Origin of the sequence: Amycolatopsis sp. NPDC004079 (assembly GCF_040610415.1) — a bacterium.
Lineage (GTDB): Bacteria > Actinomycetota > Actinomycetes > Mycobacteriales > Pseudonocardiaceae > Amycolatopsis > Amycolatopsis halotolerans.
The window spans coordinates 70040-88822 of sequence record NZ_JBEXMH010000009.1; the positions used below are offsets into that span (position 1 = coordinate 70040).

The 18783-nt window shown below is 65.9% G+C and carries 14 protein-coding genes; 4 read left to right on the top strand and 10 right to left on the bottom strand.

Annotated elements, in window-relative coordinates; translation table 11 throughout:
• Positions 1-3: 3 nt before the first annotated feature.
• Genes ABZX37_RS12470 through ABZX37_RS12495 form a run of 6 tightly spaced genes read right to left on the bottom strand, consistent with a single transcriptional unit; the run spans position 4 to position 12084 of the window.
• Positions 4-699 (bottom strand): alpha/beta fold hydrolase, encoded by a 696-nt coding sequence (locus tag ABZX37_RS12470; protein WP_354738800.1) that lies wholly within the window; start codon positions 697-699, stop codon positions 4-6.
• A gap of 23 nt (positions 700-722) precedes the next feature.
• Entirely contained in the window at positions 723-2048 is a 1326-nt protein-coding gene (locus ABZX37_RS12475; RefSeq protein ID WP_354738802.1) for a condensation domain-containing protein, read from the bottom strand.
• Positions 2045-5278 carry an amino acid adenylation domain-containing protein gene (locus tag ABZX37_RS12480; protein ID WP_354738804.1) on the bottom strand — a complete coding sequence of 1078 codons (3234 nt, stop codon included), beginning with the start codon at positions 5276-5278 and terminating at the stop codon, positions 2045-2047. The genes ABZX37_RS12475 and ABZX37_RS12480 overlap by 4 nt, the downstream gene beginning before the upstream one ends.
• A complete protein-coding gene (locus tag ABZX37_RS12485; protein ID WP_354738806.1) occupies positions 5275-10077 on the bottom strand; it encodes an amino acid adenylation domain-containing protein in 4803 nt (1600 codons plus the stop codon). Before ABZX37_RS12485 ends, ABZX37_RS12480 begins: the two co-directional genes overlap by 4 nt.
• Before the next feature lie 25 nt (positions 10078-10102).
• A complete protein-coding gene (locus tag ABZX37_RS12490; RefSeq protein ID WP_354738808.1) occupies positions 10103-10897 on the bottom strand; it encodes an acyl-CoA dehydrogenase family protein in 795 nt (264 codons plus the stop codon).
• The gene (locus tag ABZX37_RS12495) at positions 10894-12084 is read right to left on the bottom strand and encodes an acyl-CoA dehydrogenase family protein (protein ID WP_354738810.1); all 1191 of its coding nucleotides are present in this window, start codon (positions 12082-12084) and stop codon (positions 10894-10896) included. The genes ABZX37_RS12490 and ABZX37_RS12495 overlap by 4 nt, the downstream gene beginning before the upstream one ends.
• Positions 12085-12278: 194 nt before the next feature.
• Here ABZX37_RS12495 and ABZX37_RS12500 point away from each other — a divergent pair, with 194 nt between their 5' ends.
• Together ABZX37_RS12500 and glmS are read left to right on the top strand one after the other, a co-directional pair.
• The gene (locus ABZX37_RS12500) at positions 12279-12536 is read left to right on the top strand and encodes a hypothetical protein (RefSeq protein ID WP_354739046.1); all 258 of its coding nucleotides are present in this window, start codon (positions 12279-12281) and stop codon (positions 12534-12536) included.
• A gap of 18 nt (positions 12537-12554) precedes the next feature.
• On the top strand, positions 12555-14372 hold the full coding sequence (gene glmS, locus ABZX37_RS12505) for a glutamine--fructose-6-phosphate transaminase (isomerizing) (RefSeq protein ID WP_354738811.1): 1818 nt from the start codon (positions 12555-12557) through the stop codon (positions 14370-14372).
• Between the two features lie 374 nt (positions 14373-14746).
• Here the strand turns inward: glmS and ABZX37_RS12510 are convergent, their stop codons facing one another.
• From ABZX37_RS12510 to ABZX37_RS12525, 4 genes are all read right to left on the bottom strand, one after another.
• A complete protein-coding gene (locus ABZX37_RS12510; RefSeq protein ID WP_354738813.1) occupies positions 14747-15259 on the bottom strand; it encodes a tyrosine-type recombinase/integrase in 513 nt (170 codons plus the stop codon).
• Positions 15260-15574: 315 nt separating this feature from the next.
• The gene (locus ABZX37_RS12515; protein ID WP_354738815.1) at positions 15575-16513 is read right to left on the bottom strand and encodes a Scr1 family TA system antitoxin-like transcriptional regulator; all 939 of its coding nucleotides are present in this window, start codon (positions 16511-16513) and stop codon (positions 15575-15577) included.
• 53 nt (positions 16514-16566) lie between these two features.
• Complete coding sequence (locus ABZX37_RS12520; protein WP_354738817.1) at positions 16567-17025, bottom strand: hypothetical protein; 459 nt, start codon at positions 17023-17025, stop codon at positions 16567-16569.
• Positions 17026-17050: 25 nt separating this feature from the next.
• The gene (locus tag ABZX37_RS12525; protein ID WP_354738819.1) at positions 17051-17281 is read right to left on the bottom strand and encodes a hypothetical protein; all 231 of its coding nucleotides are present in this window, start codon (positions 17279-17281) and stop codon (positions 17051-17053) included.
• Positions 17282-17529: 248 nt separating this feature from the next.
• Here ABZX37_RS12525 and ABZX37_RS12530 point away from each other — a divergent pair, with 248 nt between their 5' ends.
• Positions 17530-18273: an XRE family transcriptional regulator gene (locus tag ABZX37_RS12530; RefSeq protein WP_354738820.1), complete on the top strand. Its 744-nt coding sequence runs from the start codon at positions 17530-17532 to the stop codon at positions 18271-18273.
• Positions 18274-18283: 10 nt separating this feature from the next.
• The gene (locus ABZX37_RS12535; protein WP_354738822.1) at positions 18284-18751 is read left to right on the top strand and encodes an NUDIX domain-containing protein; all 468 of its coding nucleotides are present in this window, start codon (positions 18284-18286) and stop codon (positions 18749-18751) included.
• Positions 18752-18783 lie beyond the last annotated feature (32 nt).

An 18783-nucleotide genomic window follows, 5' to 3' on the forward strand; every position in this document is an offset into this window, starting at 1 on the left:
CGTTTACCACTCCACTCTCGCGGCCGCTTCCCTCAGCACCGACGTGATTTCACCCGCCACCTGCTCGACGCTCTCGTCGAGCAGATAGAAATGACCGCCCGCGAACAATTTGGGCACGCAAGGCGCGTGCGTTCTCCAACCCCGCAATTCAGCCGACGGCACGAGCGGGTCGGCGAGTCCGCCCAGCACTGTCGTGCGCACCGGAACACGTACGCCAACCAGCCGTCTCCTCGCCTCTGCCGCGAGATCCCCGTCAGCACGGAGCAACCGAACGAGGCGGCTCCGCCACTCCTCGTCGTCCAGCACCTCCGGCGGGGTGAGGCCGGCCTCAGACAAGACATCCTCGGCGTCGCGGGCAGGCAAAGCGACCGGGGTCTGTCCGCTGAGGATGGCTCCCGCCACGGCTCGGGGGTTCTGCGCCGACACCAGAGCCGCGAACAGCGCTCCGAGGCTGTGTCCGAAAAGAACGGTGGGCAACGCGGGCAGTGCGTCGATCTCCTCGGCGATCTGGCCGAGCACCTCGTCGAGTGCTACCTCTGGATCTTCGCCGATCCGTTCTTCGCGGCCGGGAAGTACGACGCCCAGTACCTCAGTCCACGGGGGCAGGCGGCTCAGCAACGGCCGCAGACTCGTCGGCCCGCTTCCCGAGTGGGGAAAGACGACCAGGCGAACCATCGCCAGGCGACTGCTCGGACTCATCGGCCGCAAGCAGCGCGTGCGAGTCACCACGGCACGGTCCCGCTCGCGAACAGCGCCACCGTCTCGCTGAACCGTGCGGCAATCAGCCTTGCCGCCTCGTCCGGCACCACGGCCCGGTCGTGCTCCAGTACGCCTGCGAGTCCCCCGCCGCGATACCCGAAGGACAATGCTGTGCGGAACATTCGGTCCGCGGGGCTGTAGAACTCGAGGATCGGCGCGACCTGCGGCACGCCGTCCGGCCGGACGACAGTGGTGGTGCTGCCGGAAAGGGCACCGCTGCCGCTCGAAGTGTTCTGGAGGGCGAACAGTGCTTGCACTGGGACATCAGGGAGCTCCCGCTGCGGCACCGACTGGCACTCCATCGCGGTGATGCAGCCGTTCTTCACCTCCTCCAGTGACCCCGCCACGGTGGACGCGGGGGCAGCACCGCCGAACACCGGCACAGCATTGGCGAACATGCCGACGGTAGAGGCGAAGCGCGCGTCCGTCCGGCCGGCCAGAGGCGTCCACACCGGCGCAGAGGCGTCCAGAAATCCCTCAGCCGCCACCGAGTGCCGGTAAGCGGCCAGCAACACCATGTGTGTCGTGGTCGCGGACGCGGCGCCGAGTCGTGCGACAGCCTCGTGGACGTCAGGCGGAACCGCTACGTCTACCGATCCGATAGAGGGATTCGGTCGACGCACGGTGCACGGGGAAACCGCCGGCTCGGCGAGGGCGAGCAGACGTTGCTGTTGCCCATTGGCCTCGGCACCGTGCAGCCACTCTCTTTGCCAGAGTGCGTATTCGCCAAACGACGCGGGAGCGGATGCGTGCGGGAGTCCGTTGTAGTGAGCGGTGAAATCGTCCCAGATGAGCCCGAGCGAGTATCCGTCCACAACGGCATGGTGAAACGACCACACCTGCAGGTGCGTGCCATCTCGAGTCAGGACCAGTTCGGCACGGGCCAAGGCACCGCCGCCGAGGAGGTCGAACCCTTCGCGCTGGTGCTTGTTCAGCACCCTGCGCACGAGGTGGTCGTCGAAGGTCTCGGCCGTGCGCAACGTGAACGGAAACGTGCCGCCTGTCGCGACGCCCTGAACCCAACCGTCACCGGTGTGCCGGAATGTGGTCCGAAATGCCGCATGGCGATCCCACATTGCATCGTGCGCAGCGCGCAGCCGTTCGACCGACACGCCTCCCTCGACACGCATCGCCAGGTGGATGCCCGCCGCCCTGCTGTCCGGATGCGCCGCGGCACAATCGATCATGTCCGCTTGCGCCGCAGTCACCGGATACTCGTCGCCCAGCAGTTCCTCCAAGAGGAGAAGATCTTCTTCGGACAGTTGCTCCAAGTCCGGGAGGTTCGTCACGCGCTTTCTCCGATCATCGCGCGCAGCCGGTTCTCCGCCCTGGCCGAGCGTTTTTCCTTGCTGTCGACCAGCAAGGCGAGCCCGCGCACAGTGGGATCGCGGAAGAACTCGCCGATCGTGACAGCGACGTCGAACCGTCGCGAGATCGACGCGGTGACCTGAGTCGCCTGCAGCGAGTTCCCGCCGAGTTCGAAGAAACTCGTGTCCGGATCGGCCCCTGGCCGCTTCAGAACCGGTCCGATGACGTCCTCGACGAGAATCCGTTCGGTGTCGGTGAGTTCTCGCAGGGGCGCATCGGTGTCGGGTTGGGTGTCCAAGTCCGCGCGCAGGAGCCGTTCGAGCGCTGCCTGATCGACTTTTCCGTTCGGGGTCAAGGGGATTGCGCTCAGACGGACCAGACGAGAGGGCACTGCGTAGCGCGGCAGCAGACCGCTCGCGTGCCTGAGGACTGTGCCGTCGTCCGCGGTCTCTCCGCCGACGACGAATCCGGCCATGATCCTGCCCAGATCCGGGACATCGAACACCGCAGCAGTCGCGTGGTCCACCGATTCGTGCGAGGCGAGCGCCCGTTCGACTTCGGCAAGTTCGATGCGGAACCCGTTGATCTTGACCTGGCGATCCGCCCTGCCCAGGAAGTCGAGGTCGTCGTCGCTGCGCCACCGCACGAGATCACCGGTCCGGTAGGCGCGTTGTCCTGCCGCCCCGGGTTCCGTGACAAAAGCTCGAGCGGTTTGCTGTTCATCGCCGAAGTAGCCGGTCGCGACGCAAGGACCGGCGATCACCAGTTCGCCGACCGCGCCGCGGGGCACCGGTCGCAGTGATTCGTCGACGACGTGAGCTCGGCAACCGCGCATCGGCCTGCCGATCGGCGGGTTCACCCTCCACTCGCCTTCGCACCGTTTGAGCGTGACGGCCACTGTGGTCTCCGTTGGGCCGTAGCCGTTCCAAAACTCGCGTGTTCCGCGGGTCCACTCGGCGACCAGGGCGCCGGCGAATGCCTCGCCTCCGACTGAAACCAGGCGCAAGTCCGGCAGCGAAGCGTCGAGCTGCGGCATGAGTGCTGGCGGCAACTCCGCGACGGTGATCCGCTCCGCTCGCAGGAACTCGCTGAGCAGGGCCGGATCCCGCTTGGTTTCCAGGTCTGGCACGCACAAGGTAGCCCCGGCGGCCAAGGTCGCGAACACCTCGAACACCGAAACATCGAAACTGGGGCGGGCGAAACCCAGCACACGGTCGCCTGGGCCGATCCCGTAAGCGCGGTTGATCTCCGCGCAGAAATGCGCGAGCGCACTGTGCGGAACCTCGACACCTTTCGGGTTGCCTGTCGTGCCGGACGTGAAAATCACGTATGCCGGATCGCCCTCCCGCGGCCCCCCGTCTGCTTCGCCGACGCCACCGCCCGAGAGTTCGACAGCGGGCACGTCCGGCGGGCCGAGACGCTCGAACGTCTCGGTTTCCCCAACCAGCCAAGCACTAGCCTCGGCCTGTCCGATAATCTGGCGCAGCCGCGCGCTCGGCGCGTCCACGTCCAACGGAACGTATGCCGCACCGAGCAGGTGCGCACCGAGCATTCCGACGACAGCATCCGCCGACTGGCGCGCCAGCAGCACAACGCGGTCGCCGCGCTCAACGCCTGCTTCGGAGAGCCTCGCCGCCGCTCCTCGAGCCCGCCCTGCCAACTCGGCGTACGTCATGGTGCCCACCGCCGGCTGCCCCGGACGTTCGGCCTCGTGCTTGAGTACCCGCTCCCACACGGTTGGTGCCGTTTCGTCCACATCGCCACCGTCGCCCAGCCGGGCGAGCCGGTCGCGCTCGCCTGCCGACGCCAAGTCGTGTTCGCGCAGCGGGAGGTCTGGTCGTGCGATCGCGCGCTCCAGCAGCGTGCGGAAGGCATCCACGAGCGACTGGACGGTCGTGGGGTGGTACAGGTCCGGGTTGAACTCGACCGTGTAATCCAGCTGGCTGCCGGAGTCGCGCACGACCAGCGAGACGTCGAACCGCGATCCCCCGTCGTGCAGCTTGCTGTGCGCGAACGCGAGCCTGTCGAACTCGATGCCGAACCCCTCGACCGAACCGGCCTCGTAAGCCAGTTCAATCTGGAACAGCGGCGGGCGAGAGGGGTCCCGCCGCGGGTTGACCGCCGCGACAATCTCCGAGAATGGCAAATCCCGGTGATCGATCGCGTCGAGCACGCACTCCCGTGCCTTGGTTAGCTGTTCGCGCATGCTGAGCGTCTCGCCGCTGGCACACCGGATCGGCAGCATGTTGACGAAGAACCCGACAGCGTTCTCGAGCCGGGGATCCGGCCGAAGGCTGAACGGGGAACCGATGACTGCCTCGTCAGTGCGTGTCCACCGGCCTATCAGATGAGAGAACATCGCGACCATTGCCATGTAGGCGGTCACCCGCTGTTCTTCGCACAACTGCCGGAATGTGTCCAGCGACGCGCCCGTGAGCAGCACTCCGTCGACGGCCTCCCCGCCGAATGTCTGTTCTGCAGGGCGAGGGGAATCGGCAGGCAGCTCTGTGGGTGTGCTGCCGGCAAGCCGCTCGCGCCACCACGTCGCGAGTTTGCTCCGCTTGCTCTCGAGCAGCGCGTGCTGCCATGCCGCATAGTCTCGGTAGGTAAGCTCCGGGGAAACGAGCTGATCGCCGTTGTAAGCGGCGGCGAGGTCGTGGAGGAAGGCTCCAACCGAGCCCGCGTCCCAGACGATGTGGTGCACCACCCAGATGAGCCGGTGCTCGTCGTCGGCAAGCCGCACTAGTACTGCCCGGTACAACGGGGGTCGGGTGAGATCGAACCGCGTCCCGCGCAGCTCGTCGGCGAGCTTCGCGAACGCGGCATCGGGATCTGGCGCGGCTGCGACGTCGCGCACGTCGAAAGACACCCCGGGGTCCCCGGCGACCCGCAGGTCGACCGAGTCGCCCTCGACCAGGGAGGTACGCAGGCTTTCGTGCCGTTCCACGACCGCTGTGAGCGCGGACCGCAGCGCGTCTACGTTCAACGCGCCGCGCAGTGTCCACACATAGGCAAGATTGTTCGCGGCACCCCGCTGATCGATCCGGTCTATGAACCAGAGTTGTTGCTGCTGCACCGATGCGGGTACTGGCGCGTCCGAGTTGCGCGGCCCCAGGACAGGCTCGGCGGAGCGCCCAGCGGCGAGCTTGCGCAACAGCGCCTCACGCTTCTCCTTGGGCAACTTCGCCAAGCGGGATGCGAGGTCGGTCACGAGCGATTCCCCTCGTCGTCGTTAGTAGTTGCGGCCAGCTCGTCGCGGAGCAGTGCCAGTCCTTCTTCGTCCAGTTCGGACAAAAGCTCTGCCTCGACCAGCGCAGCGAGATTGCGCACCGTTGGCGTGGTGAAGAAGGCTCGGAAGCTGACAGTCGTGCCGAACTCCGCGCGAACCGACGCGAGCATCCTGGTGACGAGCAGGCTGTGCCCGCCAAGACGGAAGAAGTCGTCGTTCGGCGAGCTGACCGGTCGGCGCAGAATCTCGGACCACAGCTGGAGAATCTGAGTTTCGACATCGGTCGCCGGCTGCTCGGCCCGGTCTCGCGATGATGTGGCTCGTTGCGCGGTGAGCTCCGCGTCGAGCTTTCCGTTGCGGGTGTAGCAGAGTTCCGCCACCAGCACGATCTCCGGCACGAGCGGGGCTGGCAGAAGCTGCTGGGCGTGCAGACGGAGTTCACCGGCGGTCGCCGAGCCGACGACAAACGCGGTGAGACCCGGGACTGGACGCACGGCGACCTGTTTGACGTCCTTGTGGCGCAACAGAACCTGCTCGATCTGCGCGGGCTCGACCCGGACACCGCCAACCTTGAGCTGGTCGTCCCGCCTGCCGATCAGGTGCACAACGCCAGCGTTGTCCCGCCAGCCGATGTCGCCGGTACGGTACAGCGGCCCAGCCACCTCGCCTACAGCTCCTGCGACTTGGAAGGCGTCATCAGCGTCGTCGCGGTATCCGAGAGCAAGATGCTGGCTCTGCACCGCGATCTCGCCTGGCTCGCCGGTGCCGGTGTGCCGATCGCCGACGTCGAGTACGAGAAGTCGGCTGGACGGCGTCCCGCTGCCGAGGGCGACGACCTCACGGCTGTCGTCCGCGTCGTGCGAACTCATCACCTGCGGTGTCTCGGTCGTGCCGTAAACGTTGACGAGCCGGGCGTTCGGAAACACCTCACGCGCATGAGCAACGTCGTCGCGGCGCAGGCGGTCCCCGCCGATCATGATCAGATTCAGGTGTGGGAGAGGCGCGGTCGCGCCCGAAGCGGTCGCGCTGAGCAGTCCCGGAGTCGTGTGCCAGATCGTTGTCTCCGAGGTTCGGAGCCACTCGCTCAAGGCATATCCGTCGGCACCGAGGTCCTCTTCGGGAATAGAGAGGACAGCGCCGCACGACAATGGCACAAGCACATCACGCAAACACGGGTCGTACATCAGCCCGGAGAGCAGAGCCACTCGATCAGAACGCGTGATGTCGAATGCAGACGTCTCCCACGCGACTTGCCGATCCATCGCGGCCTTCGGCCCGAGTACGATCTTCGGCCGGCCGGTCGTGCCTGACGTGTGGGCGAGGTACGCGACGCCTTCCCGTACCGGTATGCGGCGCTCGCCGAGCGGCTGGATCGCCGTCTCGGACAGGACTGCGGCAGGACACAGGTTGTCGAGGTAATCGTCGATTGCGGCGGGCGGCAGGCCGGCGTCGATGATCGAGAATGGCACCCCATGCTCCAGCAATGCCAGAACGGCGATCGGCAGCGACGGCGCCCGGCGCGCGACCACCGCGACGCAGGTTGCCTCGTCGAGTTCGTGGCGAGCGAGCTCGCACCGCAATGCGTCGACTTGGTCTGCGATCTCGCGGTAGGTCAGGTCATGACGCCACGACACAGCGATCCCGTCCGGATGCTCAGCGACGGCGCGCCGGAACGAGGCCGTTGTCGCACCGGGAACGGCAGCGAGCGGAGGTTCGACGCACTTGTCAGCCAGTGCACGCCTGCTCGGGGAATCCAACAGGATGTCGGCGACCGCGAGCCGGTCGTCATGAAGCTGCTCCAGCACCGCGACGTACTGTTCGGCCATTTCTCGCACCGTTTCCTGGTCGAAAAGGTCCGTTCGATACACCCACCTCAATCCGAGTCCTTGCGAGTTCGGTTCGGCGTAGACAGTCAGGTCGAACTTGCTCTCTTCACCGGTGTCGAAGCGGACGGCGGTGCGCACCCCGGGCACCTCGCGCTCGACGTCGGGAGTGGTGAGCACATTGAGCGCGACCTGCACCACCGGGTTCATGCCAGGCACCCGAGGCGGATCCATCGCGCGAACCACATGGTCGAACGGCAACTCCGCTTGTTCCAGTGCGACGAGGGCCGACGCCCGCACAGCGGCGATCGCCTGTGCGGCCGTCATATTCTGGTCGAGAATGACCCTGATCGGCACCGTGTCGACGAAGAATCCGGCCACAGATTCCAGTTCCGGCAACGGCCGGTCGCCGACGATGCTCCCGAGCACGACGTCCTGCTGCCCCGTCAGCCTGGCCAGCTGGCAGGCCAGCGCTGCCAGGAGGAGGTGGAACTGGGTCACGCCGTGCCGTGCCGCGAGAGCGTGCAGTCGGCTGGTGGCCGTGCGGGAGAGCGTTGTCCGCAGTGATCCGGCCGCAGCCGAAGTCGAATCCTGTCTGGTCCGGGCTGCTGACAGCCGCACCTCGACGGGCGCTCCTCGGAGGTACTCTCGCCAGGCCGAGGTGAGCGCGGCGAGCCTGACCGGTGTGAGCTGCTTTTGCTGCCATCGAACGAAGTCCTGGTAGGTGGCCTCGACAACTGGAATCTCGTTGCCCGCGTACGCTGCGAGGATCTGCTCGACCAGCACTACGTTCGACCATCCGTCGCACACGATGTGGTGCAGGTGCAGCACAAGACGATGCCGGTTCTCGGCGAGCTTCAGCACGTGCGCTCGCACCAGGGGGCCAGTCGCCAGGTCGAACGGGATACGGCCGACGCTGCCGGTCCAGTCGTCGGCAGCCTGCTGAGGCTCGGCCTCCTCCGTGAGGTCCAGTACGGTGACGAGCGGCGCTGGGCCGTCTGCCCGCCGGGCCGGAGTGCCGTCGGCTCTGCGGATGTAGCGAGACCGGAACAGGTCGTGCCGCGCGAGCACCGCGGAGGTCTGAGCCTGGAGCCGTGCAGCGTCCACCGGCCCGTCCAGCGTGATCTCGACGGGGACGCAGTAGGCGGTGCTGGTGGGCTCGATCGTCCACAGGAACCACAGCCGTTCTTCGCCGAACGACAGGTCTTGGTCGTCCGATGCCAGAGCAACGGGGTGGGCTGCAGAAACAGGCTCGCCGTGCCATCGACGCACCGCTTCCGCGACTTCGGGCACGGTGGGATGCCGCAGGATCTGTGCCATCGGCACGACGACGCCGAATTGTTTGCGCAGCCGTGCTGAGATCTGAGCCGCGGTCAGAGAATGCCCGCCCAATGCGAGCAGGTTGTCCTCGCGCGTCGCGGGCGCGGTTCCGCACAATTCGGTGAACAGTCCGGCGATCACTCGCTCGGCTTCGTCGTTCCAGTGAACCTGCCTGAGCGGATCCACCGTGTCCGGTTCGGCTGCGAGCAGTTCACGCAGCGCGGAGCGGTCGAGTTTGCCGCTGGGCAACATGGGAAGGCTGTCGATCTGGGCGAACGAGGAAGGCACCATTGCGGGGTGCAGCGTTTCCTGGCACCTGCGGCGGAGATCGTCAACTGCCGGCGCGGAGGCCACGACCGCAGCGATGAGCCTTCCCTCGACCACTTCGGCTCCGCAGCCGGTCACCAGAGGATGAGCGGCGATCACGGCCTCGACTTCGCCGAGTTCGACGCGGACACCGCGGATCTTCACCTGGTCGTCGATGCGACCGTGCACCGTGAGCACGCCGTCCGCGGAGACCGAGGCCAGGTCGCCGGTGCGGTACATCCGCCCGCCTTCGGCGAAGGGATCGGGCAGAAACGACGCCTGGTCTTGCTCGGCACGGCGCAGGTACCCGGCGGCGACCGCAGTTCCTCCAAGGAATAGCTCGCCGGTCTCGGCAGGGTTGCCGTGCGAGTCCAGGACGTAGGCACGCACACCGGGCAACGGCGGGCCCACTGCCGGTGCGGATTCGCCGGGAACGCAGCGGTGAACCGCTACGCAGATGCTTGCCTCAGTCGGCCCGTAGCAGTTCAGCAGCGTCGGCACGTAAGAGAATTGGCGAATGAGATCCGCGCCGCAGCGTTCGCCTCCGAAACCGAGCACGCTGAGTGTCACGGGCTGCTCCGCGGTCAGACAGCCCGCCACCGTCGGGGTGAGCAAGGCGGCATCCACGCTGCCGTCGGTGAGCACAGTGTCCAGCTCGTCGATCTCGGCGATGACCAGAGTCGCGCCGGTGGTGAGGGCCATGAAGATCTCCCAAACCGCGGCATCGAAGCTCCATGAGGCGGCCTGGAGCATCCGCTTGCCCGGCGCGAGCGCGAAATGTCGCGCGCCGGCGACGGCCGCGTTGGCCAGCCCCTCATGCCGCACCTGCACGCCCTTGGGCTTGCCCGTAGAACCGGACGTGTAGATCAGGTACGCCGTATCGAGCGGTTCAGGCAGACTGACCGTCCGGTCCGAGCGCAGCTCGATCGGTTGGCAGGCGGGGACTCCGGAACCGCTCAGCACGTCACCGATCAGCAGAGCCGGTTGCGCGTCCTCGACGAGCAACCGACGTCGTTGTTCCGGCAGCGCCGGATCCAACGCGAGGTACGCGGCACCCGCGCGCAGCACGGCGACCGCAGCAGCTACCGCAGTGCATCCCCGGGCCAGGTGCAAAGCCACGATGTCCCCGCGGCCGATGCCGCGCTCGCGCAGCCCGGCGGCGATAGCATCTGCCTCGTCGTGCAACCGCCGATAACTCATCGACTCGCCGCCGCGCCGCACCGCGGGCGCGTCGCCGTGCGTCTCGACGATACCCGCGATCAGGTCGACCACAGTGCGGCCGGAAACAGCGGCGGGCCCACCGGACCAGCCGCCGCGAACGTTCTCGATCATTGTTCTCCCCCTAAGGTGCGGCCGGTCAGAGCGCAGCCGTCAAGCGATGTGCTTCTCTGTGCGCGATGCGGTAGAGGCGCGGTCCGACGGACAAATCCGTCAGTCCGCGAGCGCCCAGCAGCTGCACGAGGTCCCGGCTCGAGGCGACCGCCGTCTGCGCGGCGAGGCGGTGCGCGCGAGCCACCGGCGAGACGTCCGTCTGTCCGTGGTCGAGCCATAGCGTGGCTTCGCGGCACGCGGACCAGGCCAACCGGACTTCGCCGAGCAGCCGCACGAGCCGCCCGGCCACCAGCTGCTTGCTCAGCAACGGCTGGCCGCCCACGACGCGGCGACCGCAATGGACGACCGCTTCTCGATAGCCCGCGTCGGCAAGGCCCACCAGATACGCGGCTTGGCGCAGCAGCCGCCGAGACCACCACGGTGTGTCGGTAGACGCGGGCAGTTCGCCGGAGTCACTGCGCAGCACCCACTCGTGCGTCGAGGTCCTGGCCAGCTCCCAACCGGTAGTGTCACCCGCTCGCAGCCGGTCGATGACGGACGCGCTCGCCGGCGAGGTGCTCGTGACCAGGTCGAGCGCGGCAGACGTGGCTTCCGCGCGCTCGGCAGCCGCGATCGCACCGCCCATCGCGGCGAAGACCTCCGTCACCGGGGCCAGACCCAAATCCATACCGCCGAACTCCTCGGAGAGTTCGAGGTCGAAACAGCCAGCCGAGGCAAGCGCGGCGGGCACCGCACCAGAGTCGGCGACCGGACGACCAGCGAGGGCAGCGGAGGCGAGCTGCCGAAATTCCGAGGCCAGCTCGTCGTCGAACACCGTCACCGCACCTCGCTCAGCGCCGAATCGGGCAAAGCGCTCGCAACCAGGTCGATCAAGACCTCGCTGGCCCCTGCGGAGATCGTCAGGCCAGGAGCCTCCCGTACTGCTGAGTCCAAGGAGCCGGTCTGGTTCGCGAACAGGTAGGCGCAGTCTTGAGCCAGCTCGCTGCACAGCAGCTTGACCAAGGCCGCCTCTCCGTCGTCTCGTCCGTTGCGGTCGACTCGTTCCGCGGTGCGGTAGGCGAAGAAGCGAGCCGCCTGGTATCGCTCTTCGAGGCACCGAGCTTCCGCACTGTCCGCACACAGGTTCAACCAGCGGGCGGCACGAGTGAGGTAGTCGAAGCCGGTGCGCTCGAAGGAAATGGAGCCGCTCAGCACCGGCCACGCACCGCCCGGCGGACCGACCAACCGGTCGGCGCAAACCGGCACATCGTCCAGGCGGATTTCATGAAAAGCTTCATCGCCCAAGGTCGAAAGCGCCGTTATCTGCACGCCTGGGTCTGCTGCTGGAACCAACGCGAGCGAAAGACCTTCGTACCGAGAACCTTCATCACCGGTTCGGAACGCGCACAGAAGATCAGTCGCGAACGGCGTCCTGGCACTCCATGCCTTAGTTCCGGAAACCAGCCAATCGCCCCTTGCGAACGCTGCGCCGTGCGTGCTAATTGCTGCCAGGTCGGACCCTGTCGCAAATTCAGAGAAAAGAACGCTTGCGAACCGCTCGCCCGCCGCCGCACCTGGCAAGAACTCTTCCTTGAGCGCATCAGAACCGTGGTGCAAGACAACGTTTCCGGCAACCTGGACGGAGGTGACATAAAGAGTGTCGGGGCAGCCGGCAAGCCCCATCGCCTCCAGCAAGAGACACACTTCCACCTGACCGTATCCTCGGCCGCCGTACCGCTCCGGCCAGTCAGGCGCAAGAAGGCGAAGATCCCCCATTCGACGGTACAGCTCACGCGGATCAGCATCCGCGCGCGCCAGCAGTTCCAGATTCTCGGAATCCCCGAAAAAATCACACAGTTCAGCCAAAAATGATTTCTGACGATCATCCAATGCAAGTGAAATAGAGTTCTTCACCCTGCCGCCCGCCTTGCATACGGCGAGCGCAACCGCGCAGTTGACTCCACCAGATTTCGTCCCCTCCCCGGGATGAAAACCATCGCGAAACAGGAACCTACGGGCCTGAATCATCGGCGATCAATACGCAAGTGACCGCCATCACAAGACGTGATTTTTTAATCACCCGATCTTCGCAGCATTGTCTAAACCAATTTTGCAAACCTCCCCTAAGCGGGTCACGTCCATAGTCGGACCGTGCCCGATTTCGGGTACGGAGGTTGCCGGAGATCGCGCAGTTGGCCATGCTGAGCGTCGTGGGGGACGAGATTCCAGATGACCTGGTGCGCCACATCGTGCGCACGACAGGCCTGCCCGCGGCCATTGCCGCCCGGGTCGTGTCGGATGTCATGGGGTATTTCGTCGAGACCACAGAAGAGTACGTGCGGCGTCGACACACCGAATTGCGCGCGGAGCAGTTGCCGAACGCGCGGATCTGGGCAGTGATCAGCGATGAACTGAACCTTCGCCCGGTGGCGGCACCGCGACTGTCGGAGCGGCAGTTGCGCCGCATCGTCTACGGCTGATCAGCGGAGGACATGATCATGTGCGGGATCGTGGGATACGTCGGGTCGCGGAACGCTGTTCCGTTGCTGCTCGAGGGCCTGCATCGACTGGAGTACCGGGGTTACGACTCGGCTGGCATCGCGGTGGAAGGAGGCCGCGGGCTCGAGGTCGTCAAGGCCAAGGGCCGGGTCGCTGATCTGCGGCGCATCGTGCCCGTAGGACTGAGTTCGTCCGCGGGCATCGCGCACACCAGGTGGGCCACTCACGGGGAGCCGAGCGATCGCAATGCCCATCCGCACCTCGATGAACGCAAGCGGATCGCGATTGTCCACAATGGAGTGATCGAGAACTCCGCACAGTTGCGAGCCCAGCTGGCCGCTGACGGAGTGACCCTCTCGTCGGACACCGACAGCGAGGTTCTCGCCCATCTGATCGCCCGCAGCGAAGCGCCGACGCTGGAGGATGCTGTCCGTGATGCCCTGCGCCGCGTCGAGGGCACCTACGGGATCATCGTCATGGACGCCGGGAGTCCCGGCGAGCTGGTGGCAGCCCGCCGAGGCAGCCCGATCGCGCTCGGCCTCGGGGACCAGGAGATGCTGATCGCGTCCGATGTCGCCGCGCTCGTGCGTTACACCCAGCACGTGATCTACCTCGACGACGACGAACTGGCCACGGTGTCCGCCGACGGCTACCGCACCAGCACCCTGCAAGCCGAGTCGACCACGAAGTCGCCGACCTCGATCACCCTCTCCTCCGCGGAGTACGAACTGGGCGGCCACCCGGACTTCATGAGCAAGGAGATGCACGAGCAGAGCGAATCCGTGGACCGCTGCCTGAGCGGCCGGCTCGACCATCAGTTCATGTCGGCCCGCCTGGACGGTCTCGGCCTGTCCCCTCGCGAATACCAGCAGGTCCGCCGGGTCAAGCTGCTCGGATGCGGTTCGGCCTACTATGCCGGGCAACTGGGGGCGGGCATGATCGAGGAACTGGCCAGGATCCCCGCAGACGCCGAACCCGCCTCCGAATTCCGCTATCGCAATCCGGTCGTCGACCCCGACACTCTCTACGTCGCGATCAGCCAGTCCGGCGAAACCCTGGACACCCTCGCCGCCGTGCACGAACTCAAGCGCAAGGGCGGCCGAGTCGTCGGCTTGGTCAACGTCGTCAGCAGCTCGATCGCACGGGAATGCGGCAGCGGCATGTTCCTGCACGCCGGCCCTGAGTTCTCCGTCGCGGCCACCAAGTCCTTCACCAACATGGGAGTGGCGCTGGCACTGCTCGCCTTGGAGCTCGGCCGGGTGCGAGACCTGTCCCTGAGCGAGGGCCGTCGCCTGGTCACAGGGCTCGCCGACCTGCCAGCACGCATCGGCGAGATCCTCGCCGCGGAAGACGAAATCGCCGCGATCGCCGCACGCTACGCCGAGGCGGAGCACATGTTCTTCGTCGGCCGGGTGCGGGGCTGGCCGGTCGCCAGGGAAGGCGCGCAGAAGCTCAAGGAGATCTCCTACATCCACGCAGAGGCGTACCAGTCGTCCGAACTCAAACACGGACCACTGGCATTGATCAACCCGCACATGCCCACCGTCGCAGTCGTGCCCGACGACGAACTGCTCGTCAAGAACATCTCAACCATCGAGGAAATCAAGGCCCGGGGCGGTCCGGTGATCGCGGTAACCGACGCCGACCTCCCGCACGGACTCGTGAACGACGTGATCAAGATCCCGCACCTGCAGCCGGAGCTTGCCCCGATCGCGCTGTCGATACCGCTGCAACTGTTCTCGTACCACCTCGCGAAGACTCTCGGCCGCGACATCGACCGACCGCGCAACCTGGCGAAGAGCGTAACCGTGGAGTAGTCCGGTGCAATCCGGAGCGGAGATCTGGTTGGGCGAGCAGTCGGCCGCTCGCTGACCTGTTGCCGGTGTCCAGCGACAGCACTGACCCCACCACCAACGAACGTTGAACCCGACGCAAGGGCTGCCAACGGCATTTCGCAACCTCTCCGCCCCTATGCCCAGTCACACCCCCAGCACGTCGATGTGCTCAAAATGTGCTCCAGAGCCGACGCAGAGCCCGACACTGTCCGACATCCACCGGCATTCGAGCACCGGTAAAAATGGCCGCCACCTGCATTAACCGGCATATAATGACACCGTGCGATACAGTCCGGAAGTCGAAAGCTGTGGACTTTTAATCCGTAGGTTCTGGGTTCGAGCCCCAGGCGGCCCACTCAAACTTCCAGGTCAGCGGCTCTTTGCTCGCAGCCGGTCAAGATCAGCTCCCCGGTTTTGAGCGGGGACGGATTATCCAGCAGCCCTTCCAGGGCCAGTGCTGTGACCGGATCGACGGCCTTCCGCTCCAGGTAGTTGTCCTGCGTCATCGACACCCGCGAGTGGCCGAGGTGGTCCGCGATCAGCCGGGTCGGGATGCCCGCGTCGTCCATCGCGGTCGCCGTCGTCTTGCGGAAGTTGTGCGACGTCAGCCAGATGAACTCATCGCCGCCGCGGATCTCCCGGATGACCCGCAGGACGTTGTTCGGGTCCCGCAGTCCGCCGACCGTGCTGGCGAACACCGGACTCGCTAGCGACCGACCGTCCTTCCGCGCCTCAGCCCACCGCCGCTTCAACAGCGCCAACGACCCCAGCGTCTCCGCAATGGACGCCAACGCACGGACGAGCTTCGCCGGTACCCACAGCACCACCGCGACACCCGCACCAACGGCGATCAGCACCGCCGCGTTCATCGGCGCTCACCGCCCCGCCCTCAGCCGCGGCGAGGTTCAGCGACAACATTCCTTGACATGCCGCGCACTTCGTTTCGCCTCGAACGAGGCGGGCGAACTTTTTGCATGCGGCGCAACGTATCCGGGTGACGCTCACCGTCCGGAACCGGTTATGTTCGTCATTGTTCACTTCCCAGTGGACAGCGCAGAACCGGTGAAGGTTGGCAGCCAGAGGCCGGTTCTGCGTTAATACGGAACAATTCCGCCGGTTCAAGGGCGCGTTGAACACAGCACACGTCACCGTGTGCTTTTTTCAGTACTCGCTTGGTTTTCCGGCTAGTCGGTGTTCGATTCGCCGGTGGATTCGTCGGTGTTCGGTTCCTCGCCGGTCAGGAGCTGGGTCAGCCCGGCGTCATTCGCCCGCTGCTGCGCTTTCACCTCTTTCAGGAGCTGGTCCACCACCACCGACAGCCGCGCCAGCGACTCCGCCGGGGACAACGCCGCCTTCTCAAGCCGCTCGATCGTGCCCGTGTACGGGGCCGCTTCCTTGCCGACCAGGAACACCCCGGCACCGTGGTGCGGGCAGTACACGACATCCGACGTGTCCTTCATCGTGTAGCGACTGAACGCGCCCTGCGTCACGACCTGACTCGGAGCCAGCCGGATCGTCACCGCCCGCGAGATCCCGATCAGATCCTTGAGAAACCGCATCTGCCGCAACATCACCTCCGCATCCCCGAAATGGTTCCGCAGCGCCTCGGACCCGACGAACATCCGCGCGGGAATCGCGCCCGCACCGAACACGATCCGGTTGCGGTCCAACCGGTTCTCCACCACCTGGTCCAGCTTCTCCTTGTCCCGCAAATCCGGGCCGAACACCAGCAGCGCGTAATCCGGGACCTGCAACAGATCCGGCACCAGCAGCGGAGCCCACACCGTCACCGACGTCGCGACCCGCTCATGCGCGATCAACGTCGTGTAGTGCGCCGGATCCGCCTGCGACCCCGCCGAGAACCAACTCGGTCCCGACACTCCGCGCGCCAGCAGCATGATCCACGCCTTGCGCTCCCCGGTCACCCCGAGCGCGCCCAGCACTCCCGACACCTCCACCGGCGTCGGCACCCGCTGCCCCAGCTCCCAGTTCGACAACAACGCCGGGTTCACCCCGATCCGCCGCCCCAGCTCCCGCAACCCGAACCGCGCCTCGATCCGCGCATCCCGCAACGCAGCACCCAAACCGCGTGCTCGCGGGCTCGCCATATCCGTGCCACGCATCAACCACACCTCCGACCCGGGATCGTCCCTGTCTGCAAACCGAGAACACCCATCTACGCCGCCTTGCCCTCACCCGACGCAGACGACGCACTGGCCGACCGCGACGACGACTTGCCCGCAGCAGCCTTGAACCCCGTCGCCCGAAAGACGTACGTCTGATACTTGAACTCGCCCTGCCCACCGACACGCGGCTCCGCCGTCAACCCGTCCAGCTCGATCGGCCGCATCCCAGGCAACGCCTCCGCCGTCGTCGGCACCGGCTGAACATCAGCCAGGAACGTCACCTCGAACGAGGCCCGCTTCGCCTTCGTCTCGCCCGGGTCCGTCACCGCAGCCCGCCACTGCCGCTTGCCGGTCGCCTCGTCGATGCGCTGCCGCACCGGACGCCCGGCAGCGCGGTCCTCACGCGACTGAAACTCGTTGTCCGGAATAACTTCCCCCACTATCACAAGCCCCTGCGGGAACGCGTCGTCGAAGTCGATCGCGAACCGGTGTCCTTTTTCGATAGCCATAACCGCTAGCTCCCAGTGTTCTGTGTCAGTCAGTCGTGTCCGGCGTCTCGTCGCCGTGGTTCGTCCGTGTCGCTGCGCTCAGCGCTGTCCCTGCCTCTTCGAGTTGCTTGCCCAGAACCGCGATCGCGTCGAAGTCCACGAGAAGGACCACGGGGAACGCCTTGCCGAAGCGGATCTCCGCTCGGTTCGCATACGTCAGCGCGCGGACGCGGATCGGCAGGTCTGCCGTCACGTGGATCTGGACCGTGTCGCGCATGTCGCCCGCGCCTAAACCACGCGGGTACGGAACACCTGCGCTACCGGATCGCTCGACCAACCGCCGATCACCGGGGCCGCACTTGCAATCGTCATGCCTGCCTCCTTCGGGCTCCGCCGCCGAGCGAGTCTCGGCAACGTGCCACCCAATCTCCGGCAAAAGGCGGGACATGATCACCACGTGGCGGGACATCTTGGGACGTCCCTGGTACGGTCGAAGACGTCCCTAAAAGTCCCAAAGGGGTGCGGATGCCGAACGAACGGCTGCGTGACGCGCTGCTGCGCAACGGGCTCACGCTGGAACAAGTCGCCAAGGCGCTCAGCGTCGACCAGAAGACCGTCGAGCGATGGATCACCAAAGGCCGCACCCCGTACCCGAAGCACCGGCACAAGATCGCCGCCATGGCGCGCGAATCGGAGACCTACCTGTGGCCCGACTCCGTCGCACCGGAACGCAGGGCCGAGACCGCCGCCGCCGAGGTGGTGAGCGTGTTCCCGCACCGCAACGCGATCCCGGTCGAACTGTGGAACCGGCTGATCAACGACGCGTCAGAGACCGTGGAAATCCTGGTACACGCCGCCTTGTTCCTGGTCGAACGCCCGCGGTTCATCAAGGACATCGCAGCCAAGGCCGCGGCCGGCGCGAAGGTCCGCCTGGCGTTCGGCGACCCGGACGGCGACAGCGTCGCCCTGCGCGGAGAAGAAGAGCAACTCGGCGACGGGACGCTCCCCGCACGCGTCCGCAACGCGCTGGCGTTCTACCGGCCGCTCGTCGGCGTCGAGGGCGTCGAGATGCGGTTCCACAACACGACGCTCTACAACTCCATCTTCCGCTTCGACGACGAGATGATCATCAACACGCACGTCTACGGATTCCAGGGCGCCCACGCACCGTCGCTCCACCTGCGCCGACTCTCCGCCGGGGACCTCTTCGAGACCTACTCGGAGAGCTTCGAGACCGTCTGGAACCTCGCCAAGCCCGCCACCATCTAGGAGGCACCACATGGCACGCGTCGACTACTACAACGACCCCAACGCACCCAAAGCCAACAGCATCGCCGTCGCGGTGTCCGCGTTCATCCAGGACGACAAAGGCCGGATCTTGATGATCCGACGCACCGACAACGACCTCTACGCAATCCCAGGCGGGCAGCTAGAACTAGGCGAAACCCTAGCGCACGCTGCTGTTCGAGAAGTGCGCGAGGAAACTGGGATTCAGTGCGAGGTAACCGCCGTAATAGGCCTCTACTCTAACCCTGATCATGTCATTGCCTATAGCGACGGCGAGATCAGGCAAGAGTTTTCTATATGCTTCCGCGCCAATCCGACCGGCGGAAAGCTCCGTACCAGCAGCGAAAGCAAAGAAGCCCTCTGGACACGAGTAGATCTTCTTGACACTCTCCACATTCATCCTTCCACACGTCTTCGCATCACGCATGGAATAACATCCGAATCAGTATTTTTCACTTGAGTTGATAGCTTTTGTCAATTAACCCATTAAGC